Below are 25283 nucleotides of genomic sequence, written 5' to 3'. Positions count from 1 at the left end.
TCGAGATCAGGGGTATTCCGGTTTCAAGAATGGCCCCTGGCCGTCAACGGTATTGGAGGAAGACGTTGTCTTTGCCGAACTGGTCACGCAAGGCTTGAATCAACGCATCCGCCGGATCGATCCGCCAGCCTTCGCCGAACTGCAACACAGCCTTGGCGTCGGGGCGTACGTACTCCATGGTGATCGGGCAAGCACCGCGATGGCGCTTGAACAATTCGCCCAACCAGCGTAGCTGATCGCCCTTGAGATCCTGGGTCTGCAACTTCAAGCGCAGACTTTCGGCCAGGTTGGTACGGGCATCTTCCATGCTCATCACCCGCTTGACCCGCAGTCGCAGGCCACCGGAAAAATCATCGTTGCTGACCTCGCCTTCCACCACCACCATCGCGTCGGTCTGCAACAGCGACTGCGCCGAGTGGAACGCATCGGCGAACAATGAGGCCTCGATGCGCCCGGAGCGGTCGTCGAGGGTAATGAAGCCCATCTTGTCGCCCTTTTTGTTCTTCATCACCCGCAGGGCGATGATCATGCCGGCGACGGTTTGCGTATCGCGCGCCGGCTTGAGGTCGATGATGCGCTGACGGGCGAAGCGGCGGATCTCGCCTTCGTATTCGTCGATCGGGTGGCCGGTGAGGTACAGGCCCAGGGTGTCTTTCTCACCCTTGAGGCGCTCCTTGAGGGTCAACTCCTTGGCCTTGCGATGGTTGCCGTAGACATCGGCGTCTTCTTCGACGAACAGCCCGCCAAACAGGTCGGCGTGGCCACTGTCATGGGTACGGGCAGTCTGTTCGGCGGCCTTGATCGCCTCCTCCATCGCCGCCAGCAACACCGCGCGGTTGCGGTCGATGTTGGCCTGGTAGGCCTTGGGCTCATCCTGGAAGTAAGGCCCCAGCCGGTCCAGGGCACCACTGCGGATCAAACCGTCGAGGGTGCGCTTGTTGATGCGCTTGAGGTCAACCCGGGCGCAGAAATCGAACAGGTCCTTGAACGGCCCGTCCTGGCGCGCTTCGGTGATGGCTTCCACCGGCCCCTCGCCCACACCCTTGATCGCGCCCAGGCCGTAAATGATGCGGCCTTCGTCGTTCACCGTGAACTTGAACTCCGAGGCGTTCACGTCCGGTGCGTCGAGGCGCAGCTTCATGGTCCGCACTTCTTCGATCAAGGTCACGACCTTGTCGGTGTTGTGCATATCCGCCGACAGTACCGCGGCCATGAACGGCGCCGGGTAGTGCGCCTTCAGCCACGCGGTCTGGTACGACACCAGGCCATAGGCGGCGGAGTGGGATTTGTTGAAGCCGTAGCCGGCGAACTTTTCCACCAGGTCGAAAATGTTACCGGCCAGGTCAGGGTCGATGCCGTTGGTGGCGCAACCCTCAATGAAACCGCCGCGCTGCTTGGCCATTTCCTCGGGCTTTTTCTTACCCATCGCCCGACGCAACATGTCCGCGCCGCCGAGGGTATAACCGGCCATGACCTGGGCAATCTGCATCACCTGTTCCTGATACAGGATGATGCCGTAGGTCGGCGCCAGCACCGGTTTCAAGCCTTCGTACTGATAGTCCGAGTGCGGGTACGCCAGCTCGGCGCGGCCGTGCTTACGGTTGATGAAGTCATCCACCATGCCCGATTGCAACGGGCCCGGACGGAACAGGGCCACCAGTGCGATCAGGTCTTCCAGGCAGTCGGGCTTGAGCTTTTTGATCAGCTCCTTCATGCCCCGGGATTCAAGCTGGAACACCGCCGTGGTTTCGGCTTTTTGCAGCAGGCTGTAGGTCGGTTTGTCATCCAGCGGGATGAAGGCAATGTCCAGCGGCTCTTCGCCGACCTTGGCCCGGTCACGGTTGATGGTTTTCAGCGCCCAGTCGATGATCGTCAGGGTGCGCAGGCCGAGGAAGTCGAACTTCACCAGGCCCGCCGCCTCGACGTCATCCTTGTCGAACTGGGTCACCAGGCCGTCGCCCTCTTCGTCGCAATAGATCGGCGAGAAGTCAGTCAGCTTGGTCGGCGCGATCACCACGCCCCCGGCGTGCTTGCCGACGTTACGCACCACGCCTTCGAGCTTGCGGGCCATCTCCCAGATCTCGGCGGCTTCTTCGTCGACCTTGATGAAGTCCCGCAGGATTTCTTCCTGCTCGTAGGCCTTCTCCAGGGTCATGCCGACTTCGAACGGAATCATCTTCGACAGACGATCCGCCAAACCGTAGGACTTGCCCTGCACCCGCGCCACGTCGCGCACCACCGCCTTGGCGGCCATGGAACCGAAGGTGATGATCTGGCTCACGGCGTTGCGGCCATATTTCTCGGCCACGTAGTCGATCACCCGGTCGCGACCGTCCATGCAGAAGTCGACGTCGAAGTCGGGCATGGATACCCGTTCCGGGTTGAGGAAACGTTCGAACAGCAGGTCATATTCCAGCGGGTCGAGGTCGGTGATCTTCTGCACATAGGCCACCAGCGACCCGGCACCCGACCCACGGCCCGGCCCCACCGGCACGCCGTTGCTCTTGGCCCACTGGATAAAGTCCATCACGATCAGGAAGTAACCGGGAAAGCCCATCTGGATGATGATATCCAGCTCGAAATTCAACCGGTCGACATAGACCTGGCGCTTGGCTTCGTAATCTTCGGTGGTGTCCTTGGGCAGCAGGACGCTGAGGCGCTCCTCAAGACCGTCGAAGGACACCTTGCGGAAATACTCGTCGATGGTCATGCCATCGGGGATCGGGAAGTTGGGCAGGAAGTGTTTGCCCAGTTTCACGTCGATGTTGCAGCGCTTGGCGATCTCGACGGTGTTTTCCAGCGCCTCGGGCAGGTCGCTGAACAACTCGGCCATTTCCTCGGCGCTCTTGAGGTATTGCTGGTTGCTGTAGTTCTTCGACCGACGCGGATCATCGAGGGCCCGGCCCTCACCGATGCAGACGCGGGTTTCGTGAGCTTCGAAGTCGTCCTGCTTGATGAACCGCACATCGTTGGTCGCCACCAGCGGCGCGCCGATCTTGTCGGCCAGGGCCACGGCGGCATGCAGGTGTTCTTCATCATTGGGACGATGGGTGCGCTGCACTTCGATGTAGAAGCGATCCGGGAACACCGACATCCAGTCACGGGCCAGGGTCTCGGCTTCCTCGGGATTGCCACTGAGCAGGGCCAGGCCGATTTCACCTTCCTTGGCCGCCGACAGCATGATCAGCCCTTCGCTGGCCTCGGCCACCCACTCGCGCTCGATGATGATCGAGCCGTTGCGCTGGCCGTCGATAAAACCACGGGAGATCAGCTCGGTGAGGTTGCGATAACCCAGGGCGTTCATCACCAACAGGCTGATACGGCTCAGCGGCGCGTCCGGGTCCTTGTTCGACAGCCACAGGTCGGCGCCACAGATCGGCTTGATCCCGGCGCCCATGGCGGCCTTGTAGAACTTGACCAGCGAACACATGTTGTTCTGGTCGGTGACCGCCACGGCAGGCATGTTCATGCCCACCAGGGTCTTGACCAGGGGCTTGATCCGCACCAGACCGTCGACCAGGGAGTATTCAGTGTGCAGGCGTAGATGAACGAATGAAGCCGGCATAGTGATCCTGCGTTAAGTCATGAAAACAACAAGGCCCGGATTGTACCGGGCCTTGGGTAAAACATGTAGGAGCTGTCGAGCGAAGCGAGGCTGCGATCTTTCCACTGCCGATTGAGTCGAGAGTGAAAGATCAGGATCAAAAGATCGCAGGCTTCGCCAGCTCCTACAGGGCATGCAGGGCATTGCGACGCTTTCGCTATATCCTTTCGATCAAGCCATCACGCGCTTCATAAGCCAGCCGCACCGGGGCGAACGAACGCCGATGGATCGGCGTTGGCCCAAGGCGCGCCAGGGCTTCGAGATGAACGGGGGTCGGGTAACCCTTGTGGCCGCCGATGCCATAGCCCGGGTAAATCAATTCGAAGGCGGCCATTTCCCGGTCGCGACTGACCTTCGCCAGGATCGAGGCCGCCGCGATGGCCGGCACCTTGGCGTCGCCCTGGATCACCGCTTCGGCGCGCATCGACAGTTTCGGGCAGCGATTGCCATCGATCATCGCCAGTTTCGGCGTGATGTGCAGGCCCTGCACCGCACGCTGCATGGCAAGCATGGTGGCGTGCAGGATATTGAGTTCATCGATTTCTTCGACTTCGGCCCGGGCGATGCACCAGCTCAGGGCTTTCTCGCAGATCTCGTCGTAGAGTTTTTCGCGACGGGCTTCAGTAAGTTTCTTCGAATCGTTGAGGCCCAGGATCGGCCGCTTCGGGTCGAGAATCACCGCCGCCGTCACCACCGCGCCGCACAACGGGCCACGCCCCACTTCATCGACACCCGCCACCAGTTCTTCCACTTCGGCGACCAGGTTGAAGTCCAGGCCCATCTGTAGCTTCGAGTTACTCATGGTTTTGCGCCAATCAGGGTCAGTACCGCGTCAGCCGCCTGGTTGGAAGCATCACGACGCAAGGTACGGTGGATTTCGTCAAAGCCTCGGGTCTGTTCCTCGCCGCTGTCGATCAAGGGCGACAGCGTGGTGGCCAGCGCCTCGGCGGTCGCCTCGTCCTGCAACAGCTCCGGCACCAGCAAGCGCTGGGCCAACAGGTTCGGCAAGGACACGTAGGGGCTCTTGACCATGCGTTTGAGAATCCAGAATGTCAGCGGCGCCAGGCGATAGGCGACCACCATCGGGCGTTTATATAACAGCGCCTCAAGGGTAGCGGTGCCGGAGGCAATCAACACGGCATCGCAGGCCGCCAACGCTTCGTGGGAACGACCGTCAAGCAGCGTCACCGGCAAATCGCGGCCAACCAGCAGCGCTTCCAACTGGGCGCGACGCGGCGCACTGGCACACGGCAGGACAAAACGGACACCGGGGCGCAGCGCCCGAAGGCGTTCGGCGGCGTCGAAAAACAGGCCGCCCAGGCGACTCACTTCGCCGCCCCGGCTGCCGGGCATCAAGGCCACCAGCGGTCCCTCGGGCAGGCCCAACGCCTGGCGGGCCGCATCGCGGTCGGCTTGCAGGGGAATGGTATCGGCCAGGGTGTGCCCGACAAACCGCACCGGCACGCCCTTCTCTTCATAGAACCGGGCTTCGAACGGCAGCAGCGTCAGCATCAGGTCGCAACCCTCGCGAATCTTCAGCACCCGCTTCTGCCGCCAGGCCCAGACCGACGGGCTGACGTAATGCACGGTCTTGATACCGGCCTGACGCAATTTGAGTTCGATATTGAGGGTGAAATCCGGCGCATCGATGCCGATGAACACATCCGGTTTTTCGTCGATCAGGGTCTGGATCAGCTTTTTGCGCCGGGCCAGCAGCTCGCGCAGGCGACCGAGCACTTCCACCAGGCCCATCACCGACAGGCGTTCCATCGGGAAATAGGACGTCAGGCCTTCGGCCTCCATCAACGGCCCGCCAACACCAATGAATTCGACAGCGGGATGCTGCGCCTTGAGCGCGCGCATCAGACCGGCGCCCAGAATGTCACCGGAAGCCTCTCCCGCCACCAGTGCAACACGCAAATTAGCCATGGTCAGCGAGTGATGCCGCGGGTCGAAGACTGGATGGAATCGCGGAAGATCGCGACTTCCGGGTGTTGCGCCGAAGCCTCGGCCAGTTCGGCGAGTGCCTGCTCGACCGTCAGGCCCTGGCGATACACGACCTTGTAGGCGCGACGCAGCGCCGTAATCGCCTCTTCGCTGAACCCACGACGGCGCATGCCTTCGAAGTTCATGCTGCGGGCTTCGGCCGGGTTGCCGAACACCGTGACATAGGCCGGGACGTCCTTGCCGATGGCGGTGCCCATGCCAGAGAAGCTGTGGGCGCCGATATGGCAATACTGGTGCACCAGGGTGAACCCGGACAGGATCGCCCAATCGTCCACGTGCACATGGCCGGCCAGGGCGGTGTTGTTGACCAGGATGCAATGGTTGCCAATGACGCTGTCATGGCCGATGTGCGCATAGGCCATGATCAGGTTGTGGTCGCCCAGGGTCGTTTCGGAACGATCCTGAACGGTGCCACGGTGAATCGTCACGCCTTCGCGGATCACGTTGTGATCGCCGATGACCAGACGGGTTTCCTCACCTTTGTACTTGAGATCGGGCGTGTCCTCGCCTACCGAAGAAAACTGGTAGATGCGATTGTGCCGACCAATCCGGGTCGGTCCCTTGAGAATTACGTGGGGACCGATCACCGTACCCTCGCCGATTTCCACACCTGCGCCGACAATCGACCACGGGCCGACCTCGACATCGGCGGCCAGAACGGCCGTCGGATCGATGATTGCGCGAGGGTCAATCAAACTCATAGTTTGCGTTCCGCACAGATGATTTCAGCGGAGCAGACTGGCTTGCCGTCGACCGAAGCCTGGCATTCGAATTTCCAGATCTGGCGCTTGCAACTGATGAACTTGGCTTCGAGGATCAACTGATCGCCCGGAGTGACCGGCTGACGGAAACGCAGCTTGTCGGAGCCAACGAAGTAATAGAGCGTGCCGTCGGCAGGCTTTACGTCGAGCATTTTGAAACCAAGGATCCCGGCAGCCTGAGCCATCGCCTCGATGATCAATACGCCCGGCATGATTGGATGCGCGGGGAAGTGACCATTGAAGAACGGCTCGTTGATGCTGACATTCTTGTAGGCGCGAATGCGCTTGCCTTCAACGTCCAGGTCCACCACCCGATCCACCAGCAGGAACGGGTAACGGTGAGGCAGGTATTCGCGAATCTCGTTGATGTCCATCATTTCGGGGGGAAGCCTATGTAAAGATTGGAAGCGCACGAGTGACGCGCACTCCGCTAGCAAATCAAGATGCCCTAACGGCTGTGCACACTTGATATGGAAATGGTATCAGCCATCTGATGAAGCATTACCGCCAGGGGTCACGTCCCCTACACGCTTTTCCACCTGCTTGAGGCGCCGCGCGATGTCGTCGAGCTGGCGGATACGCGCCGCGCTCTTGCGCCATTCGGCTGCCGGCTGCATGGCCGTACCGGAAGAGTAGGCACCTGGCTCGGTAATCGAGTGGGTCACCATGGTCATCCCGGTCAGGAACACGTTGTCACAGATATCGATATGGCCCACCAGCCCCACGCCACCGGCGAGCATGCAGTGCTTGCCGATCTTGGTGCTGCCGGAGATGCCCACGCAGGCGGCCATGGCGGTGTGGTCACCGACCTGGACGTTGTGGGCGATCTGGATCTGGTTGTCGAGCTTGACGCCATTGCCGATGACCGTGTCGGCCAGGGCGCCGCGGTCGATCGCGGTGTTGACGCCAATCTCCACGTCATCGCCAATGGTGACGCCGCCGATCTGGGCAATTTTCTGCCAGATGCCTTTCTCGTTGGCAAACCCGAACCCTTCGCCGCCCAGTACTGCGCCGGACTGAATCACGACCCGCTGGCCGATGCGCACATCGTGATACAGGGTGACCCGTGGTGCCAGCCAGCCGCCTTCGCCGATCTCGCAGCGTGCGCCAATGACACAATGGGCACCCAGCGTGACGCCGGCACCGATACGGGCCGCGCTTTCGATGACCACGAATGGGCCGACACTGGCCGTGGGATCAACCACAGCATCTGCCGCGATCACTGCGCTGGGATGAATACCGGCAGCCGATTTCGGCTTGGGATCGAACAGATGGGAAATGCGGGCATACGCCAGGTACGGATCGGGCACGATCAGGGCATCGCCGGCAAACCCATCGGCATCCGCGGCCTTGAGCAACAGCGCGGCCGCCCGGCTGTCGGCCAGGTACTTGCGGTACTGAGGATTTGCCAGAAAGCTCAACTGAGCTGGGCCAGCCTCTTGCAAAGTGGCTAGCCCAGTAATTGCCTTCTCCGGGTCGCCACGCAGGGTGGCGCCGAGGAACTCGGCCAACTGGCCGAGCTTGATAGTCGCTGTCATGGATTACTTCAGCTGATTCATGCGCTCGATCACCTGGCGCGTGATGTCATATTGAGGCTTGACATCGATCACTGCGCCACGCTCGAACACCAGGTCAAAACCACCTTTCTTGATGACTTCTTCCACGGCGCTGTCGAGTTTCGGCTTGAGTTGCTTGAGCATTTCGCGGTCGGCAACAGCTTTCGCTTCGTTCAGCTCCTTGGACTGGAACTGGAAGTCCCGGGCCTTTTGCTTGAATTCAAGCTCCAGACGCTCACGCTCACCCTGGGCCATCTTGTCGCCACCGGCTACCAGACGATCCTGAATGCCCTTGGCGCTGCTTTCCAGGCCCTTGAGCTTGGTCAGTTGCGGGCCGAATTTCTTCTCCGCATCCACGGCGTATTTCTTCGCCGCGTCGGATTCCAGCAGGGCCATCTGATAATTCAGCACGGCGATCTTCATGTCGGCAAAAGCCGGACCGGCGACCAGTACGGTCGCCAGGAGAACCAATTGAGTCAACTTACGCACGATGTACTCCTACAAAATCCATTGTCGTTGTCATGGGTCAGGCGCTTAGAACGTCTGGCCGAGGGAGAATTGGAACACTTGGGTTTCAGCGTCATCCGGTTTCTTGATCGGCATCGCCAATGCGAAGCTCAAAGGACCCAGCGCGGTGACCCAGGTCACACCCACGCCAACGGAACTGGCCATGTTACTCAGGCTGATGTCGTTGCACTTTGTATTGGACTTGGTGCCATTGGCGTTGGTGGTGTCGCTGCAACTGGAATCGAAAACGTTACCCACGTCCCAGAATACCGAGGTACGCAGGGAGCGTTGGTCCTTGACGAACGGCATCGGGAACAGGATCTCGGCACCACCCTGGATCAGGACGTTGCCACCAAATGGCAGTGGATCCTGGTCTGGGTCTGCAACGGTACCTGGATTGGTACCTTTACTTGGGGTACTGCGAGGACCGAGGGTACTGTCCTTGAAGCCACGCACCGAGTTGAAACCACCGGCGTAGTAGTTCTCGTAGAACGGCAGGCCATCGGTCGAACCGTAGCCGTCACCGTAGCCCAGCTCGGTGTGCAGGCGCATGGTGTAGTTGTCGGTCAACGGCTGGAACAGCTGGCCACGATAGTCGAGCTTGAAGAACGACAGGTCGCTGCCAGGCGTAGTCGTTTCCAGAACCAGGCTCTGGGAATGACCACGGGTCGCCAGTACGCCCTTGTTCAGGGTCGATTCGGACCAACCGGCAGACGCCTTGAAGTTCAGGTAGCTGTCGCCTTCCTTCTTAACGAAGTCAAAAATCTCGTCAACGGTGTACTTACCGGTGTTGATCTTGTCCTGCTGGGCGGTGAGGCCGAAGGTCAGGCGCGAAGTCTCGCTGATCGGGTAACCCACGTTGGCACCGACACCGTAGCTGTCCACCGCATAGCTGGAGATATCGGAATCGAGCTCGTCATAGTCGGTGGTGCGGTAGAAGGCGTTGTAGCCCAGGCTCACACCATCAGCGGTCCAGTAGGGGTCCACATAACCGAAGTTGTAGCGGGTCTGGTACTCACTGCGGGTCAAGCCGATGCTGACCTTGTTACCGGTACCCAGGAAGTTGTTCTGGGTGATCGAGCCACCGAGGATCAGGCCGGCACTCTGGGCAAAACCGACGCTGGCAGTGATCGAGCCGGAAGCCTGCTCTTCGACGCTGTAGTTCACATCGACCTGGTCATCGACGCCCGGTACGGCCGGGGTCTCGACGTTGACTTCCTTGAAGAAGCCCAGGCGCTCCAGGCGGGTCTTGGACTGGTCGATCAGGTAGGTCGAGGCCCAGCCACCTTCCATCTGGCGCATTTCACGGCGCAGCACTTCGTCCTCGGACTTGGTGTTGCCACGGAAGTTGATGCGGTTGACGTAGGCACGCTTGCCCGGATCCACGGCGAAGGTGATGTCGACAGTGTGGTCTTCATCGTGCGGCTGTGGCACGCCGTTGACGTTGGCGAAGGTGTAGCCCTCGTTACCCAGGCGACGGGTGATCAGCTCGGACGTGGTGGTCATCAGCTTGCGCGAGAACACCTGGCCCTTCTGCACCAGCAGCAGCGACTTGACCTGGTCTTCAGGCACTTTCAGGTCACCGCTGAGCTTGACGTCACGAACGGTGTACTTCTCGCCTTCGTTGACGTTGACAGTGATGTAGACGTGCTTCTTGTCCGGGGTGATGGACACCTGGGTCGAGGCGATGTCCATGTTGATGTAGCCGCGGTCCAGGTAGTAGGAACGCAGGCGCTCCAGGTCACCGGAGAGTTTTTCACGGGCGTACTTGTCGTCGTTCTTGAAGAACGACAGCCAGTTGGTGGTCTTGAGTTCGAACAGGTCGATCAGGTCTTCGTCAGGGAAAACCGTGTTGCCCACCACGTTGATGTGCTGGATGGCTGCCACGGTGCCTTCGTTGATGTTGACCTTCAGGCCAACGCGGTTGCGCGGCTGCGGCACCACTTCGGTGTCGACGGTGGCCGAGTAGCGGCCCTGGGCAACGTACTGGCGTTGCAGTTCGTTACGTACACCTTCGAGGGTGGCGCGCTGGAAGATCTCGCCTTCGGCCAGGCCGGATTGCTTGAGGCCTTTCATCAGGTCTTCAGTGGAGATCGCCTTGTTGCCTTCGATCTCGATACTGGCGACCGACGGGCGCTCAACAACGGTGATGACCAGGACATTGCCGTCACGGCCCAGTTGGATATCTTGAAAGAAGCCGGTCTTGAACAGCGCACGCGTGGATTCCACCAGGCGCCGATCATCCGCCTGCTCGCCGACGTTCAACGGCAAGGCACCAAAGACGCTACCCGCGGAGACCCGCTGGAGGCCATTGACGCGAATATCAGAGATAGTGAAGGACTCGGCGTGAACTTCGGCGATCATCAATACGGTGAGAACCGCAGTTAGCAGCAGACGTTTCATGAAGTCCTTTCTTATTCCAACTGGCAATAAACAAACTGCCGCAAAATGCGGCAGATTCGCAATTCAGCGAAGCGTTACAGACGACCCAGATCGTTGACGAGGGCAAGCAACATAACCCCGACCACCAAGCTGATACCGATCTGTATCCCCCAACCCTGCACCCGATCCGACAAGGGACGACCACGCGCCCACTCGATCAGATAAAACAGCAGATGCCCCCCATCCAGTACCGGGATGGGCAGCAAATTCAGAACCCCCAGGCTAATGCTCAGATAAGCAAGGAAATTCAGGAAATCAGCGACGCCCGACTGGGCAGAAGCGCCCGCCACTTTAGCAATGGTTATCGGTCCACTCAAGTTTTTTACCGAGAGCTCGCCGAACAACATTTTCTTGAGCGAGTCCAGCGTCAGGACGCTCATGGTCCAGGTACGACGCGCACCCTCGCCAATCGCCGCCACAGGGCCGAAGCTGACCTCGCGAATCATTTCCGGCGGCCAGTCGACAGCCTTGACGCCCGCTCCCAGGTAACCGCTCGGCGCCTTGCTCTCGCCACGGGCGGCCAGGGTCACCGGGACATCGATTGGAGCACCGTCGCGCTCGATGCGCAGCACAATCTTGGTATCAGGACGTACACGGACCGAATCGACCACCTGTTGCCAGTCGCTGACCAGTTGGCCGTCGAGTGCCAGCAACCGATCGCCGGTCTTCAGGCCTGCAGCCTGGGCCGGGCCTTTCGGATCGAGTTCGGCGAGTATCGGCGGCATCGCCGGACGCCATGGCCGGATCCCCAGGGACCGGATCGGATCCGGCTCGTCGGCGCCCTTGAGCCATTTGTCCAAGACCAGTTCACGAGGCGAATCCACCGTGGAGCCCTGCTCGCGCACCATCAATTGCAACGAACCGCTCTCACCCAGGCGACGCACCAGCTGCAGATTGACCGCCGCCCAGCCCGAGGTCGGCTCGCCATCGATAGCGACGATTTCCTGCCCGGCACCCAGCCCGGCACGGGCGGCAACGCTACCCGCCTCCACCGCACCGATGACCGGACGCACCTGCTCGCTGCCCAGCATGGCCAGGCCCCAGAAAAACACCATGGCCAGCAGGAAATTGGCGATCGGCCCCGCGGCGACAATGGCGATACGCTGACGGACGGTCTTGCGATTGAAGGATTGATCGAGCTGGTCGGCCGGGACTTCGCCTTCGCGCTCATCGAGCATCTTGACGTAGCCGCCCAGCGGGATGGCCGCTACGACGAACTCGGTGCCTTTCTTGTCATGCCAACGCAGCAAGGGCATGCCAAAGCCCACGGAAAAACGCAGGACCTTGACGCCACAGCGCCGCGCGACCCAGAAATGACCGAATTCGTGAAATGTGACCAACACCCCCAAGGCAACCAGGGTGCCGACAATCATATAGAGCGCGCTCATCTGTTTTCTCCGCAATCCTGTCCAGGGCAACCCTGGCTAACGTATCGCAGCCTCAACGCCCGTGGCGCTGCAGCCATTGGCCCGCCAACTCACGAGCCCTGGCATCCACCGTAAATACCGTATCGAGGTCATTGACCGAAACCACGGCCTCGAGATTCAAGACTTCCTCGATGATACTCGCGATCTCGGGGTAACGGACACGCCCATCGAGAAACGCTGCAACCGCCACTTCATTGGCGGCGTTAAGCATGGCCGGCGCGCTGTCGCCCGCCTCGGCCGCCTGGCGCGCCAGGCGCAGGCAGGGGAAACGCTGCTCATCGGGCGCCTGGAAATCCAGGCGAGCGATGGCGAACAGGTCCAGCGGCGCAACACCCGAATCGATGCGCTCCGGCCAGGCCAGGGCATTGGCGATCGGGGTGCGCATGTCCGGATTGCCCAACTGGGCCAGCACCGAACCGTCGACATAGTCCACCAGGGAGTGAATCACGCTCTGGGGATGAATCACCACCTCGACCTGGGACGGCTTGGCATCGAATAGCCAGCAGGCCTCGATCAGCTCCAGCCCCTTGTTCATCATGCTGGCCGAATCCACGGAAATCTTGCGTCCCATGGACCAGTTCGGGTGGGCACAGGCCTGCTCGGGTGAAACATGCACCAATTCTTCCAGCGGCGTCTGCCGGAACGGACCACCGGAGGCTGTCAGCAAGATCCGCCGGACACCCACCGCGCCGAGGCCACGGGAAAAATCCTGCGGCATGCATTGAAAAATCGCATTGTGCTCGCTGTCGATAGGCAGCAACACCGAACCGCTTTTGCGCACAGCCTGCATGAACAGCGCGCCGGACATCACCAGCGCTTCTTTGTTGGCCAGCAGGATCTTCTTGCCGGCTTCCACCGCCGCCAGCGTCGGACGCAAGCCCGCCGCACCGACGATTGCCGCCATCACGGCACCGACTTCTGGGGCGGAAGCTACTTGGCAGAGGCCTTCCTCCCCCACCAGCACGCGAGTTTGCAGGCCGGCTGCGCGCAGATCGTCCTGCAGCGCCCGCGCCACAGCGGCTTCAGGCACCACGGCAAACCGCGGCGTGTGGCGTATGCACAAGGCCAGCAATTCACTCATGCGCGTGAAGCCACTGAGGGCGAACACCTGGTAACGCTCCGGGTGCCGGCCGATGACGTCAAGCGTACTCAGGCCGATCGAACCGGTCGCACCAAGGACAGTGATCTGCTGGGGGCGACTCACGACGCCGCCATCCACAACAGCACGGCAAAGATCGGAATCGCGGCGGTAAGGCTGTCGATGCGATCCAGCACGCCGCCGTGACCGGGCAACAGGTTACTGCTGTCCTTGATCCCCGACTGACGCTTGAACATGCTTTCGGTCAGGTCGCCGACCACAGACACAAATACGATCAAGGCGGCACCCATAAGGCCCATCAGCAGCTGCGCGACCGTCCAGTCCCGCACGAAGCCGACCACAGTGGTGATCACCAGGCTCAGGACCAGGCCACCATAGACCCCTTCCCAGCTCTTGCCAGGGCTGACTTTCGGCGCCAGCTTGCGCTTGCCGAAGGCCTTGCCGGAAAAATAGGCGCCGACGTCGGCCCCCCAGACCAGCACCATCACGGCCATGATCTGCCAATTGCCCAGCGGGCCTTGCTTGATCCAGATCAGCCCTTGCCAGGCCGGCAGCAGGATCAGCAGGCCGATCACCAGTTTGGTCGCCGCATTGGCCCAATGATGCGTAGTCTGCGGGTAGGTCAGGACCAGGAAGGTCGCTGTCGCCCACCACAGCACCGCGGCACCCAACACCCAAGGCGCGAGCCCGGGCACCACGTACATGATGAACAGCATGGCCGCCACGGCCGCTGCGTAGGCCACTCGCGCCGACTGCGCAGGAAAACCCGCCAGCCGCGCCCATTCCCACGCCCCCAAGGTCACGACCAGCCCGATGAACAGCGCAAAACTGGCGCCTTCGAGCAGGAAGAAACCGCCCAGGGCGATGGGCAACAGGATCAAGGCAGTGATGATTCGTTGTTTGAGCATTAAACCCGGGCTCCAGCTTCGATCTGCTCGCTCGTTTTACCGAAGCGACGCTGACGGGAAGCGAAATCGGCCAGTGCGGTGCGCATGGCTTCGTGTTTGAAGTCCGGCCAGAACAGGTCGGAGAAGTACAACTCGGCATATGCCAACTGCCAGAGCAGGAAGTTGCTGATGCGATGGTCGCCACCGGTACGGATGCACAGGTCCGGCAACGGCAGGTCGCCGGTCGCCAGGCAGGTCTGCAGCAGTTCCGGCGTGATGTCTTCCGGGCGCAAGTGCCCGGCCTGGACTTCCCGCGCCAGCCGCTGGGCAGCCTGGGCAATGTCCCACTGACCACCATAGTTGGCGGCGATCTGCAGGACAAACCGATCGGCGCCCGCAGTCGCAGTCTCGGCTTCGCGCATCGCAGCCTGCAATTCAGGATGGAAGCGCGAGCGATCACCGATGATCCGCAGGCAGATCTTGTTATCGTTGAGGCGCTTGGACTCACGACGCAGAGCCTTGAGGAACAGGTCCATCAAGGCACTGACTTCATCGGCCGGACGCTGCCAGTTCTCACTGGAGAAGGCGAACAGGGTCAGCACCTCGACCCCTGCCTCGGCGCACACCTCGATGACCGCACGAACCGCATCGACCCCCGCCTTGTGCCCGGCGACGCCAGGCATAAAGCGTTTCTTGGCCCAGCGATTATTGCCGTCCATGATGATCGCCACGTGGCGCGGCACCGCGAACGGCACGGCCTGCTTGGTCTTTTCCATGAAAACGAGACCCTTATACGGCCATCAGGTCTTTTTCTTTCTGCGCCAAATCCGCGTCGATCTTAGCCACGTACTTCTTGGTCAGGTCGTCGATCTCGCCAGTGGCACGACGCTCTTCGTCTTCGCTGATTTCCTTTTCCTTGACCAGATCCTTGAGCTGGCTGTTGGCATCACGACGGATGTTGCGCACGGCAACACGGGCGTCTTCAGCCACATCACGAGCCTGCTTGGTGAAGCCCTTGCGGGTCTCCTCGGTCAGGGCCGGCATGGAGATCAGCAGCAGCTCACCCAGGTTGGTCGGGTTCAGGTTCAGGCCGGCACTGCCGATGGCCTTGTCGACTGCGCCCAGCATGTTGCGCTCAAAGGCCACGACCTGCAGGGTGCGAGCGTCCTTGACGGTGATGTTGGCCACTTGCTTGATCGGGGTGTCGGAGCCGTAGTACGGCACCATCACGCCTTCAAGGATGCTCGGGTGCGCCTGGCCGGTGCGGATGCGACCGAAGTTGTGTGCCAGGGACTCCAGGGATTTCTGCATGCGCTGTTCAGCGTCTTTCTTGATTTCGTTGATCATTGTTGAACTTCCTCGATCAGTGTTCCTTCGGCGCCGCCATGGACGATATTCAGCAGGGCACCGGGCTTGTTCATGTTAAAGACGCGCAGCGGCATCTTGTGGTCGCGGCACAGGCAGATAGCCGTCAGATCCATTACACCCAGCTTGCGATCCAGCACTTCATCGTAGGTCAGATGATCGAACTTCTCGGCATGCGGGTCTTTGAACGGGTCAGCGGTATAGACGCCATCGACCTTGGTTGCCTTGAGCACGACATCGGCATCGATCTCGATCGCTCGCAGGCAGGCGGCCGAATCCGTGGTAAAGAACGGATTACCGGTACCGGCGGCAAAAATCACCACTTCCTTGGCATTGAGGTGGCGCATGGCTTTGCGGCGGTCGTAGTGATCGGTTACGCCAACCATGGAAATGGCCGACATCACGATGGCCGAGATATTGGCACGCTCCAGCGCGTCACGCATAGCCAGGGCGTTCATCACAGTGGCCAGCATGCCCATGTGGTCGCCCGTGACCCGATCCATGCCGGCCGCGCTCAGCGCTGCGCCGCGGAACAGGTTGCCGCCGCCGATGACCAGACCGACCTGAACGCCGATCCCGACCAGCTGGCCGACTTCCAGGGCCATGCGATCCAGCACTTTCGGATCGATCCCGAACTCTTCCGAGCCCATCAGGGCCTCGCCGCTAAGCTTGAGTAGAATGCGTTTATAGCGAGCCTGATAACCACTGCCCTGCTGAGCCATTGCGAATCTCTCCTGCGGCGTATTTTCGAAAATTCTTTGCAGGCTGTTTTCAGCCTGCGTTCACTCTAGCTTGACGCTGACACAGCGCCATCGGAACACGGCTTTGTAAGCCAGTTCCGACAGGAAACCAATAAAAATCGGCATCCCCATCCAAAAAGAGGCTGCGCGCGTTAAGCGGGCAGCCTCTTCAGGGCGACAGTTATAAAAACTGTCTTATTGCTTGCTGGCAGCCAGCTGAGCAGCAACTTCTTCAGCGAAGTTGTCTACTGGCTTCTCGATGCCTTCGCCCACTTTGAAGTAGGTGAAGGAAACGATTTCAGCGCCGCCTTTCTTGGCCAGTTCACCGACCTTGATTTCAGGGTTCTTGACGAACGCCTGCTCAACCAGGCTGGCTTCAGCCAGGAACTTGGTGATACGACCGGCAACCATTTTTTCAACGATTTCGGCTGGCTTGCCTTTGATCTTGTCTTCGTTGAGCTGCATGAACACAGCTTTTTCACGCTCGATGGCGTCAGCGGAAACTTCCGACGGCAGCAGGAACTCAGGGTTGCTGGCAGCGACGTGCATCGCGATGTCTTTGGCCAGCTCGACGTTGCCGCCTTTGAGGGCCACGACGACGCCAATCTTGTTACCGTGCAGGTAGGAACCGACAACATCACCTTCGACGCGAACCAGGCGACGAATGTTGACGTTCTCGCCCACTTTGGCAACCAGGGCTTCACGAGCCGATTCCTGAGCGGCGATCAGCGGAGCTGCGTCGGTCAGTTTGTCGGCGAATGCTTTTTCGACGCTGGCGGCAACGAATGCCTTGAAGTCGTCTTGCAGGGCCAGGAAGTCAGTCTGCGAGTTGACTTCGATGATAACGGCAGCTTTACCGTCATCCTTGATGCCGATCGCGCCTTCAGCGGCAATGTTGCCAGCTTTCTTGGCAGCCTTGATGGCGCCCGAAGCGCGCATGTCATCAATGGCTTTCTCGATGTCGCCGCCAGCCTTGGTCAAGGCTTTCTTGCAGTCCATCATGCCTTCGCCGGTACGCTCGCGCAGTTCTTTGACCAACGCTGCAGTAATCTCTGCCATTTCAAAATCCTCTTGGATAGGTTTTCAACCATTCCACCCGATCGAACGGGCGATCAATTCTTCCTGGAAAACCACTGCTTATAGGCCGCGGCAGGTTACAAACAGGTCACTGCGCTGGCGGCAAATGGTTTTCGAGGTGGCAAAAAGGGGGCCAAGCCCCCTTTTTGCTTACTGAGTCAACGCCAGGGCGTCAATTACTCAGCGGCTGCTGCCGGAGCTTCTTCAGCGAAGACTTCGGTGCCGCCATTCACGTTGTTGCGACCACGGATAACAGCGTCAGCCATCGAACCCATGTACAGCTGGATGGCGCGGATGGCGTCATCGTTGCCTGGGATGATGTAGTCAACGCCTTCCGGGCTGCTGTTGGTGTCGACAACGCCGATGACCGGGATACCCAGCTTGTTGGCTTCGGTGATCGCGATGCGCTCGTGGTCAACGTCGATCACGAACAGTGCGTCAGGCAGACCGCCCATGTCCTTGATACCGCCCAGGGAGCGGTCCAGCTTCTCAAGATCGCGAGTGCGCATCAGCGCTTCTTTCTTGGTCAGCTTGGCGAAAGTACCGTCTTCGGACTGGACTTCAAGGTCACGCAGACGCTTGATGGAAGCGCGAATGGTCTTGAAGTTGGTCAGCATGCCGCCCAACCAGCGGTGATCGACGTACGGCGAACCGCAACGTGCTGCTTCTTCAGCAACGATCTTGCCAGCGGAACGCTTGGTGCCGACGAACAGAATCTTGTTTTTGCCCTGGGCCAGGCGCTCTACGAAGGTCAGTGCTTCGTTGAACATCGGCAGGGTTTTTTCAAGGTTGATGATGTGGATCTTGTTACGCGCGCCGAAAATGTACTTGCCCATTTTCGGGTTCCAGTAACGGGTCTGGTGACCGAAGTGCACACCGGCCTTCAGCATATCGCGCATATTGACTTGGGACATGATAGTTCCTTGATAAGTCGGGTTTGGCCTCCACGTATCCCAATGACCAACCAGCGGCTATAAAAGCCAAAGGCACCCAGGTCATCGTGTCGACACGTGTGTGGATTTAAGCTTGCGGGGTCATCCCCGGAAAGCGGCGCATTTTATACCACAGCAAGGGCGAAAACGGAACACGGATTCTGAAATCCTGGTGAGGAGCCCCTCCCACAGCCCTTTCATGGGCAGTGGATGAACACCCTTATAGAGAGAAGCGATGCATGTGGACGCGGATTTGCGCTGATCGTCTGTTAGAATCGCCTCTTTCAGGGCCACGTGAAGCATCATCCGCCGCCCATTTCGTTTTGAACAGCGCCGTCGGGCGCAGAGAGAGCCTGTATGACCGTTACCCTCAAGACTCCCGAGGACATCGCCAAAATGCGTGTCGCCGGCAAACTCGCCGCCGATGTGCTGGAGATGATCGCCGACTACGTCAAGCCTGGCGTGACCACCGAAGAGCTGGACCGCATCTGCCATGACTACATCGTCAACGAGCAGAAAGCCATCCCGGCCCCGCTCAACTACAAAGGCTTCCCGAAGTCGATCTGCACTTCGATCAACCACGTGGTCTGCCACGGCATCCCCAACGAAAAACCGTTGAAGGATGGCGACACCCTGAACATCGACGTCACCGTCATCAAGGACGGCTTTCACGGCGACACCAGCCGCATGTTCCATGTCGGCAACGTGCCGGAGTGGGCCCAGCGCCTGTCCAAGGTCACCCAGGAATGCATGTACATGGCCATCGAACTGGTGAAGCCGGGCTGCCGCCTGGGGGACATCGGCGAAGTGATCCAGAAGCACGCGCAGAAAAACGGCTTCTCGGTGGTACGCGAGTTCTGCGGCCATGGCATCGGCAAGGTATTCCACGAAGAACCGCAGATCCTGCACTACGGCCGCGCCGGCACGGGCATGGAACTGCAGGCGGGCATGACCTTCACCATCGAGCCGATGATCAACCAGGGCCGCGCCGACACCAAGGTGCTGGGCGACGGCTGGACTGCCATCACCAAGGATCGCAAGCTGTCGGCCCAGTGGGAACACACCTTGCTGGTCACCGAGACCGGCTACGAGATCTTCACCCTGCGCAGCGATGACACCATCCCTCGCGTTTCCGCCTGATCCGAACCCAGCCTATAGATATAGATAGAAAGGAAAGTCATTCAATGCCGCAGGTGGATCCCGAACTCTTCGACCGCGGCCAGTTCCAGGCCGAACTGGCCCTGAAGGCAAGTCCCATCTCGGCGTTCAAGAAGGCGATCCGCCAGGCCCACGAAGTGCTCGACCAGCGCTTTCGCAATGGCCGGGACATTCGGCGGCTGATCGAGGACCGTGCCTGGTTCGTCGATAACATCCTGCAAAAGGCCTGGGAGCAGTTCAACTGGAGCGAGGATGCCGACATCGCCCTGGTGGCGGTCGGCGGCTACGGGCGCGGCGAACTGCACCCCTACTCCGACATCGATCTGCTGATCCTGCTCGACAGCGCCGATCATGAAGTTTTCCGTGACTCCATCGAGCGGTTCCTGACGCTGCTGTGGGACATCGGCCTGGAAGTCGGCCAGAGCGTGCGCTCGGTGCAGGAATGCGCCGACGAGGCCCGCGCCGACCTGACGGTGATCACCAACCTGATGGAGAGCCGCACCGTCGCCGGCCCCGAGCACTTGCGCCAGCGCATGCTCGATGTCACCAGCACGGTGCACATGTGGCCCAGCAAGGACTTTTTCCTGGCCAAGCGCGCCGAGCAGAAAGCCCGCCACCACAAGTACAACGACACCGAATACAACCTGGAGCCCAACGTCAAGGGCTCGCCCGGCGGGCTGCGGGACATCCAGACGATCCTCTGGGTTGCCCGCCGCCAGTACGGCACGCTGAACCTGCGCGCCCTGGCCGGTGAAGGTTTCCTGGTGGAAAGCGAAAACGCCTTGTTGGCCTCGTCCCAGGAATTTCTGTGGAAGGTCCGCTATGCCCTGCACATGCTGGCCGGGCGCTCCGAGGACCGCCTGTTGTTCGACCACCAGCGCTCCATCGCCAGCCTGTTGGGTTTCGAAGGGCAGGATGCCAAGCAATCCATCGAAAACTTCATGCAGCAGTACTACCGCGTGGTGATGAGCATTGCCCAGCTCAGCGAACTGATCATCCAGCACTTCGAGGAAGTCATCCTCGCCCCCGAGGACGAAGAACCGCCGCAGCCGATCAACTCTCGTTTCCAACTGCACGACGGCTACATCGAAGCCCGCCACGACTATGTGTTCCGCCGCACGCCGTTCGCCATGCTGGAAATCTTCGTGCTCATGGCCCAGCAGCCGGAAATCAAGGGAGTGCGCGCCGACACCATCCGCCTGCTGCGAGAAAATCGTCATCTGATCGATGAGGATTTCCGCCACGACATCCGCAACACCAGCCTGTTCATCGAGTTGTTCAAATGCCGGATCGGCGTGCACCGCAACCTGCGGCGCATGAATCGCTATGGGATCCTCGGGCGCTATCTGCCGGAGTTCGGTTTCATCGTCGGGCAAATGCAACACGACCTGTTCCACATCTATACGGTCGATGCCCACACCCTGAACCTGATCAAGCACCTGCGTAAGCTGCAATACACCCAGGTGTCGGAGAAATTCCCGCTGGCCAGCAAGCTCATGGCCAAGTTGCCCAAGCCCGAACTGATCTACATGGCAGGGCTGTATCACGACATCGGCAAGGGCCGCCAGGGCGATCATTCCGAGATTGGTGCGGTGGATGCCGAGGCGTTCTGCCAGCGCCATCAACTGCCCCTGTGGGACAGCCGGCTGATCGTCTGGCTGGTGCAGAACCACCTGGTGATGTCTACCACTGCCCAGCGCAAGGACTTGTCCGACCCGCAGGTGATCCACGACTTCGCCCAGATCGTCGGCGATGAAACACGTCTGGACTACCTCTACGTGCTGACCGTGGCCGACATCAACGCCACCAACCCGAGCCTGTGGAATTCCTGGCGCGCCAGCCTGTTGCGCCAGCTCTACACCGAGACCAAGCGCGCCTTGCGCCGTGGCCTGGAAAACCCGGTGGACCGCGAAGAACAGATCCGTCAAACCCAAAGCGCCGCCCTGGACATCCTGGTACGCGGCGGCACCGATCCGGACGATGTCGAGCAGCTCTGGTCGCAATTGGGCGATGACTATTTCCTGCGCCACACCGCCGGCGACGTGGCCTGGCACAGCGACGCGATCCTGCAGCAACCGGCCGATGCCGGGCCGCTGGTGCTGATCAAGGAAACCACCCAGCGCGAGTTCGAGGGCGGCACGCAGATCTTCATCTACGCCCCGGACCAGCACGACTTCTTCGCCGTGACCGTGGCGGCGATGGACCAGCTCAACCTCAACATCCATGACGCCCGGGTCATCACCTCGAGCAGCCAGTTCACCCTCGACACCTACATCGTGCTCGACACCGACGGCGACTCGATTGGCGACAACCCGGCGCGGGTCAAGAAGATTCGCGACGGCCTGACCGAAGCCCTGCGCAACCCGGCGGACTACCCGACCATCATCCAGCGCCGGGTGCCGCGCCAGCTCAAGCATTTCGCCTTCGCGCCCCAGGTGACGATCCACAACGACGCCCAGCGCCAGGTCACCGTGCTGGAACTCAGCGCCCCGGACCGCCCGGGCCTGCTGGCGCGGATCGGCCATATCTTCCTGGAGTTCGACCTGTCGCTGCAAAACGCCAAGATCGCCACCCTCGGCGAACGGGTGGAAGACGTCTTCTTCATCACCGACGCGCATAACCATCCGCTGTCCGATCCGCAACTGTGCAGCCGCCTGCAGGAAGCGATCGTGCAGCATTTGAGCGTCAACCAGGAACCCGATGCTCACATGACACGTATCAGCATCTGAACGAACAATCCCCCTCTGTGGGAGCGAGCTTGCTCGCGATAGCGACGGAGCATCCAGCATTGATGCTGCCTGACTCACCGCCATCGCGAGCAAGCTCGCTCCCACAAGGACCGCGCCCACATTGACGAGGCCCTCGATGAACAACGCTCTGAACCAGCTCCAGCCCTACCCATTCGAAAAGCTCCGCGCCTTGCTTGGCAGCGTCACGCCCAACCCGGACAAACGCCCGATCGCCCTGTCCATCGGCGAACCCAAGCATCGCTCGCCCAGCTTCGTGGCTGAAGCCCTGGCCAGCAATCTGGAAAAGATGGCGGTGTACCCGACCACCCTCGGCATCCCGGAGTTGCGTGAGGCCATCACGGGTTGGTGCGAGCGCCGCTTCAACGTGCCAAACGGCTGGCTGGACCCGGCGCGCCATGTGCTGCCGGTCAATGGCACCCGTGAAGCCCTGTTCGCCTTCACCCAGACCGTGGTCAACCGTGGCGACGACGCCCTGGTGGTGAGCCCGAACCCGTTCTACCAAATCTACGAAGGCGCCGCGTTCCTGGCCGGGGCCAAGCCGCACTACCTGCCGTGCCTGGACGCGAACGGCTTCAACCCGGATTTCGATGCGGTCTCGCCGGACATCTGGAAACGCTGCCAGATCCTGTTCCTGTGCTCCCCTGGCAACCCGACCGGTGCATTGATTCCGGTGGACGTGCTGAAGAAACTCATCGCCCTGGCTGACGAACATGACTTCGTCATCGCCGCGGACGAGTGCTACAGCGAACTGTACTTCGACGAACAAACCCCGCCGCCGGGGCTGCTCAGCGCCTGTGTCGAACTCGGCCGCAAGGATTTCAAGCGCTGCGTGGTGTTCCACAGCCTGTCCAAACGCTCCAACCTGCCCGGCCTGCGCTCCGGTTTCGTGGCCGGCGACGCCGACATCCTCAAGGGTTTCCTGCTGTACCGCACCTACCACGGCTGCGCGATGCCGGTTCAGACCCAACTGGCGAGCATCGCCGCGTGGAACGACGAAGTGCACGTACGCGCCAACCGCGCGCTGTACCGCGAGAAATTCGACGCCGTGCTGGAGATCCTCAGCCCGGTGCTGGACGTGCAACGCCCCGATGGCAGTTTCTACCTGTGGCCAAATGTGGCGGGCGACGACGCAGCCTTCTGCCGGGACCTGTTCGAACAGGAACACGTGACCGTCGTCCCAGGCTCGTACCTGTCCCGCGATGTCGATGGCGTCAACCCAGGCGCCGGCCGCGTGCGCATGGCCTTGGTCGCGCCATTGGCTGAATGCGTGGAAGCGGCGGAGCGAATCCGCGCGTTCATCCAACGTCGGGGTTGATGGCTGTATCGATCGTTCCCACGCTCTGCGTGGGAATGCATCCCGTGACGCTCTGCGTCACATCCCCGAAGCGGAACGCGGAGCGTCCCTGGCGGCATTCCCACGCCGAGCGTGGGAACGATCCATCCGTACCGACCAACTGAGCCCCTGTACGAATCCTCAGTAATACCCGGGTTGCGCAATGCACCTATTTCGGTACACTCCATTCATGGTTGATATTGCCCCCATACTGAACGTACGTTTCTTCCGCACAGACGCCGGGAATGAGCCCGTTCGCGAATGGCTAACTGAGCTGCCTCGCGAGCATAGGCGGATGATCGGGACTGACATCAAGACCGTTCAGATTGGTTGGCCTATAGGTATGCCGGTGGTTCGCAAGCTGGACACTGGGCTATGGGAGGTCAGGATTGACCTCGCAGATACCATCGCCCGCGTTCTCTTCACTGTGGTGGGCTCTGACATGGTTCTACTCCACGCTTTCATAAAGAAAAGTCAAAAAAAAAACCAACCACCGACATGGCAACCTCCAAGCAGCGCAAAGCAAGACTATGAGGCACAGCACATGAACAAGCACATCGGATCTGATTTTGACGACTTCCTCGCCGAGCAAGGTATCGCCGAAGAAGTTTCCGCAGCTGCGCTCAAACGCGTTATTGCCTGGCAGATTGCCGAAGCAATGAAGCTTCAGAAAGTGACCAAAAAAGCCTTGGCACAGCGGATGCACACCAGTCGCACTGCTGTTGATCGCGCACTGGACCAGAACGATGCGGGAATGACACTGGCAACACTTGCCAGCGCAGCGCGTGCGTTGGGTCAAAGGGTGGAAGTACGGTTGGTGCCCGAGCAGGAAGAGGCTCACGCATAAGCGCTGTTGTGGCGAGGGAGCTTGCTCCCGCTGGGCTGCGCAGCGGCCCCTGAAGCAGTTAACTCAATCTACCTGACATACCGCGTTGCCCGGTTTCAGGGCCGCTTCGCGCTGGAGCGCCAGCCCGGCCCAGCGGGAGCAAGCTCCCTCGCCACAGAGTTCAGTGGCCGCAGGTATTATTGCGTCAGCCAATCGATTTATCGCGAGCAAGCTCGCTCCCACAGTGGATGGGTGTTGATCACAGAACGCGTGATCGACACCAACCTCCTGTGGGAGCGAGCTTGCTCGCGATGAGGCCGGCACTTATTACATCAAGTCCGAAGCTCTACCCGATCCAGGCACTTGTTCGCCAACAACATCCCCAACTCAATCATCTGGGCGACTCCCAATGCGACATGTCGTCGCGAGCCGTCCTGATCGAAGGCAAGGTCATTGAGCATTGCATTGGCCGAAGCCAGGGTTTCACTGAGATTGGCCAGCAACACTTCAGTGTCGATACCGTCAGCCACAGTGAATAGCTGTACTGAGGGTTTGGGTTCTGGCTTGCTGTCGTCAGGTTTGAGGTAATGATCCAGCACACGGTCAGCGGCCTCTTGCAGCTTTTCGGGTGCGTAATCGCCGTAGGGGAAAGTGGAGGCTGGCTTTGGAGGATTCGGCGTTTCTTTGATCATGTTTATAGCTCCTAGAGAAGTGGGAGCCGCCACCGAGTCTTCTCACGGACCGGAGGGTGGCAGCCGTACGCGGGGTGAGAATCCGAGTCTCTAGGAGCCCGGCCATGCCGAAGCATGCCC

21 protein-coding genes and 1 pseudogene are annotated in these 25283 nt (G+C 60.4%); 5 read left to right on the top strand and 17 right to left on the bottom strand.

Going from position 1 to position 25283, the window contains the following annotated elements:
* Positions 1 to 43: 43 nt before the first annotated feature.
* The 16 genes from dnaE to rpsB form a co-directional block, all read right to left on the bottom strand.
* Positions 44 to 3565, bottom strand: coding sequence for a DNA polymerase III subunit alpha (gene dnaE, locus QMK47_RS06620; RefSeq protein ID WP_253471885.1), 3522 nt, complete (start codon positions 3563 to 3565; stop codon positions 44 to 46).
* Between the two features lie 196 nt (positions 3566 to 3761).
* Positions 3762 to 4406 carry a ribonuclease HII gene (gene rnhB, locus QMK47_RS06615; protein WP_057451690.1) on the bottom strand — a complete coding sequence of 215 codons (645 nt, stop codon included), beginning with the start codon at positions 4404 to 4406 and terminating at the stop codon, positions 3762 to 3764.
* Positions 4403 to 5533 carry a lipid-A-disaccharide synthase gene (gene lpxB / locus QMK47_RS06610; protein ID WP_320389971.1) on the bottom strand — a complete coding sequence of 377 codons (1131 nt, stop codon included), beginning with the start codon at positions 5531 to 5533 and terminating at the stop codon, positions 4403 to 4405. The genes rnhB and lpxB overlap by 4 nt, the downstream gene beginning before the upstream one ends.
* A gap of 2 nt (positions 5534 to 5535) precedes the next feature.
* Positions 5536 to 6312: an acyl-ACP--UDP-N-acetylglucosamine O-acyltransferase gene (gene lpxA / locus QMK47_RS06605; RefSeq protein WP_003198252.1), complete on the bottom strand. Its 777-nt coding sequence runs from the start codon at positions 6310 to 6312 to the stop codon at positions 5536 to 5538.
* Positions 6309 to 6749: a 3-hydroxyacyl-ACP dehydratase FabZ gene (gene fabZ, locus QMK47_RS06600; RefSeq protein ID WP_003184897.1), complete on the bottom strand. Its 441-nt coding sequence runs from the start codon at positions 6747 to 6749 to the stop codon at positions 6309 to 6311. Before fabZ ends, lpxA begins: the two co-directional genes overlap by 4 nt.
* A 105-nt stretch (positions 6750 to 6854) precedes the next feature.
* Positions 6855 to 7910: a UDP-3-O-(3-hydroxymyristoyl)glucosamine N-acyltransferase gene (gene lpxD, locus QMK47_RS06595; protein ID WP_258690436.1), complete on the bottom strand. Its 1056-nt coding sequence runs from the start codon at positions 7908 to 7910 to the stop codon at positions 6855 to 6857.
* 3 nt (positions 7911 to 7913) lie between these two features.
* Positions 7914 to 8417: an OmpH family outer membrane protein gene (locus tag QMK47_RS06590; protein WP_003184901.1), complete on the bottom strand. Its 504-nt coding sequence runs from the start codon at positions 8415 to 8417 to the stop codon at positions 7914 to 7916.
* 45 nt (positions 8418 to 8462) lie between these two features.
* Positions 8463 to 10838 (bottom strand): outer membrane protein assembly factor BamA, encoded by a 2376-nt coding sequence (gene bamA / locus QMK47_RS06585; RefSeq protein ID WP_253471877.1) that lies wholly within the window; start codon positions 10836 to 10838, stop codon positions 8463 to 8465.
* 74 nt (positions 10839 to 10912) lie between these two features.
* Positions 10913 to 12265, bottom strand: coding sequence for an RIP metalloprotease RseP (gene rseP / locus QMK47_RS06580; RefSeq protein ID WP_258690434.1), 1353 nt, complete (start codon positions 12263 to 12265; stop codon positions 10913 to 10915).
* Between the two features lie 52 nt (positions 12266 to 12317).
* Positions 12318 to 13508 (bottom strand): 1-deoxy-D-xylulose-5-phosphate reductoisomerase, encoded by a 1191-nt coding sequence (gene ispC, locus QMK47_RS06575; RefSeq protein ID WP_320389970.1) that lies wholly within the window; start codon positions 13506 to 13508, stop codon positions 12318 to 12320.
* Complete coding sequence (locus QMK47_RS06570; RefSeq protein WP_253471871.1) at positions 13505 to 14311, bottom strand: phosphatidate cytidylyltransferase; 807 nt, start codon at positions 14309 to 14311, stop codon at positions 13505 to 13507. The genes ispC and QMK47_RS06570 overlap by 4 nt, the downstream gene beginning before the upstream one ends.
* Positions 14311 to 15066 carry a polyprenyl diphosphate synthase gene (uppS, locus tag QMK47_RS06565; RefSeq protein ID WP_214511385.1) on the bottom strand — a complete coding sequence of 252 codons (756 nt, stop codon included), beginning with the start codon at positions 15064 to 15066 and terminating at the stop codon, positions 14311 to 14313. Before uppS ends, QMK47_RS06570 begins: the two co-directional genes overlap by 1 nt.
* Positions 15067 to 15079: 13 nt before the next feature.
* A complete protein-coding gene (frr, locus tag QMK47_RS06560; RefSeq protein ID WP_003198238.1) occupies positions 15080 to 15637 on the bottom strand; it encodes a ribosome recycling factor in 558 nt (185 codons plus the stop codon).
* Complete coding sequence (gene pyrH, locus QMK47_RS06555; RefSeq protein WP_024779012.1) at positions 15634 to 16377, bottom strand: UMP kinase; 744 nt, start codon at positions 16375 to 16377, stop codon at positions 15634 to 15636. Before pyrH ends, frr begins: the two co-directional genes overlap by 4 nt.
* A gap of 213 nt (positions 16378 to 16590) precedes the next feature.
* Positions 16591 to 17454: a translation elongation factor Ts gene (tsf, locus tag QMK47_RS06550; RefSeq protein WP_024619613.1), complete on the bottom strand. Its 864-nt coding sequence runs from the start codon at positions 17452 to 17454 to the stop codon at positions 16591 to 16593.
* Positions 17455 to 17648: 194 nt separating this feature from the next.
* On the bottom strand, positions 17649 to 18386 hold the full coding sequence (gene rpsB / locus QMK47_RS06545) for a 30S ribosomal protein S2 (protein ID WP_003198231.1): 738 nt from the start codon (positions 18384 to 18386) through the stop codon (positions 17649 to 17651).
* A 375-nt stretch (positions 18387 to 18761) separates the two neighbouring features.
* Here rpsB and map point away from each other — a divergent pair, with 375 nt between their 5' ends.
* The 5 genes and pseudogenes from map to QMK47_RS06520 all read left to right on the top strand — a co-directional run bounded on the left by map (position 18762) and on the right by QMK47_RS06520 (position 24492).
* On the top strand, positions 18762 to 19544 hold the full coding sequence (map, locus tag QMK47_RS06540; protein ID WP_003198229.1) for a type I methionyl aminopeptidase: 783 nt from the start codon (positions 18762 to 18764) through the stop codon (positions 19542 to 19544).
* A gap of 44 nt (positions 19545 to 19588) precedes the next feature.
* Positions 19589 to 22291: a [protein-PII] uridylyltransferase gene (locus QMK47_RS06535; protein WP_320389969.1), complete on the top strand. Its 2703-nt coding sequence runs from the start codon at positions 19589 to 19591 to the stop codon at positions 22289 to 22291.
* A gap of 136 nt (positions 22292 to 22427) precedes the next feature.
* Positions 22428 to 23627: a succinyldiaminopimelate transaminase gene (dapC, locus tag QMK47_RS06530; RefSeq protein WP_018603735.1), complete on the top strand. Its 1200-nt coding sequence runs from the start codon at positions 22428 to 22430 to the stop codon at positions 23625 to 23627.
* A gap of 208 nt (positions 23628 to 23835) precedes the next feature.
* Positions 23836 to 24179, top strand: a pseudogene (locus tag QMK47_RS06525) (type II toxin-antitoxin system RelE/ParE family toxin).
* 10 nt (positions 24180 to 24189) lie between these two features.
* Positions 24190 to 24492, top strand: coding sequence for an XRE family transcriptional regulator (locus QMK47_RS06520; RefSeq protein ID WP_057448352.1), 303 nt, complete (start codon positions 24190 to 24192; stop codon positions 24490 to 24492).
* Positions 24493 to 24803: 311 nt separating this feature from the next.
* Here the strand turns inward: QMK47_RS06520 and QMK47_RS06515 are convergent, their stop codons facing one another.
* Complete coding sequence (locus QMK47_RS06515) at positions 24804 to 25163, bottom strand: DUF6124 family protein (RefSeq protein ID WP_320389968.1); 360 nt, start codon at positions 25161 to 25163, stop codon at positions 24804 to 24806.
* Positions 25164 to 25283 lie beyond the last annotated feature (120 nt).

It is taken from the genome of Pseudomonas sp. P9_35, from assembly GCF_034008205.1.
Classification (GTDB): Bacteria; Pseudomonadota; Gammaproteobacteria; order Pseudomonadales; family Pseudomonadaceae; genus Aquipseudomonas; species Aquipseudomonas kilonensis.
The sequence above is the reverse complement of the archived record's forward strand: the minus strand, read 5'-3'. Positions and strand labels throughout refer to the sequence as shown.

What these genes read in the sequence shown, in the direction of transcription:
- rpsB (WP_003198231.1), bottom strand. Translation starts at nt 18,386, where the DNA reads ATGTCCCAAGTCAATATGCGCGATATGCTGAAGGCCGGTGTGCACTTC.
- QMK47_RS06570 (WP_253471871.1), bottom strand. Translation starts at nt 14,311, where the DNA reads ATGCTCAAACAACGAATCATCACTGCCTTGATCCTGTTGCCCATCGCC.
- pyrH (WP_024779012.1), bottom strand. Translation starts at nt 16,377, where the DNA reads ATGGCTCAGCAGGGCAGTGGTTATCAGGCTCGCTATAAACGCATTCTA.
- rnhB (WP_057451690.1), bottom strand. Translation starts at nt 4,406, where the DNA reads ATGAGTAACTCGAAGCTACAGATGGGCCTGGACTTCAACCTGGTCGCC.
- map (WP_003198229.1), top strand. Translation starts at nt 18,762, where the DNA reads ATGACCGTTACCCTCAAGACTCCCGAGGACATCGCCAAAATGCGTGTC.
- dnaE (WP_253471885.1), bottom strand. Translation starts at nt 3,565, where the DNA reads ATGCCGGCTTCATTCGTTCATCTACGCCTGCACACTGAATACTCCCTG.
- tsf (WP_024619613.1), bottom strand. Translation starts at nt 17,454, where the DNA reads ATGGCAGAGATTACTGCAGCGTTGGTCAAAGAACTGCGCGAGCGTACC.
- QMK47_RS06535 (WP_320389969.1), top strand. Translation starts at nt 19,589, where the DNA reads ATGCCGCAGGTGGATCCCGAACTCTTCGACCGCGGCCAGTTCCAGGCC.
- fabZ (WP_003184897.1), bottom strand. Translation starts at nt 6,749, where the DNA reads ATGATGGACATCAACGAGATTCGCGAATACCTGCCTCACCGTTACCCG.
- QMK47_RS06515 (WP_320389968.1), bottom strand. Translation starts at nt 25,163, where the DNA reads ATGATCAAAGAAACGCCGAATCCTCCAAAGCCAGCCTCCACTTTCCCC.
- dapC (WP_018603735.1), top strand. Translation starts at nt 22,428, where the DNA reads ATGAACAACGCTCTGAACCAGCTCCAGCCCTACCCATTCGAAAAGCTC.
- uppS (WP_214511385.1), bottom strand. Translation starts at nt 15,066, where the DNA reads ATGGAAAAGACCAAGCAGGCCGTGCCGTTCGCGGTGCCGCGCCACGTG.
- lpxA (WP_003198252.1), bottom strand. Translation starts at nt 6,312, where the DNA reads ATGAGTTTGATTGACCCTCGCGCAATCATCGATCCGACGGCCGTTCTG.
- lpxD (WP_258690436.1), bottom strand. Translation starts at nt 7,910, where the DNA reads ATGACAGCGACTATCAAGCTCGGCCAGTTGGCCGAGTTCCTCGGCGCC.
- bamA (WP_253471877.1), bottom strand. Translation starts at nt 10,838, where the DNA reads ATGAAACGTCTGCTGCTAACTGCGGTTCTCACCGTATTGATGATCGCC.
- rseP (WP_258690434.1), bottom strand. Translation starts at nt 12,265, where the DNA reads ATGAGCGCGCTCTATATGATTGTCGGCACCCTGGTTGCCTTGGGGGTG.
- frr (WP_003198238.1), bottom strand. Translation starts at nt 15,637, where the DNA reads ATGATCAACGAAATCAAGAAAGACGCTGAACAGCGCATGCAGAAATCC.
- QMK47_RS06520 (WP_057448352.1), top strand. Translation starts at nt 24,190, where the DNA reads ATGAACAAGCACATCGGATCTGATTTTGACGACTTCCTCGCCGAGCAA.
- lpxB (WP_320389971.1), bottom strand. Translation starts at nt 5,533, where the DNA reads ATGGCTAATTTGCGTGTTGCACTGGTGGCGGGAGAGGCTTCCGGTGAC.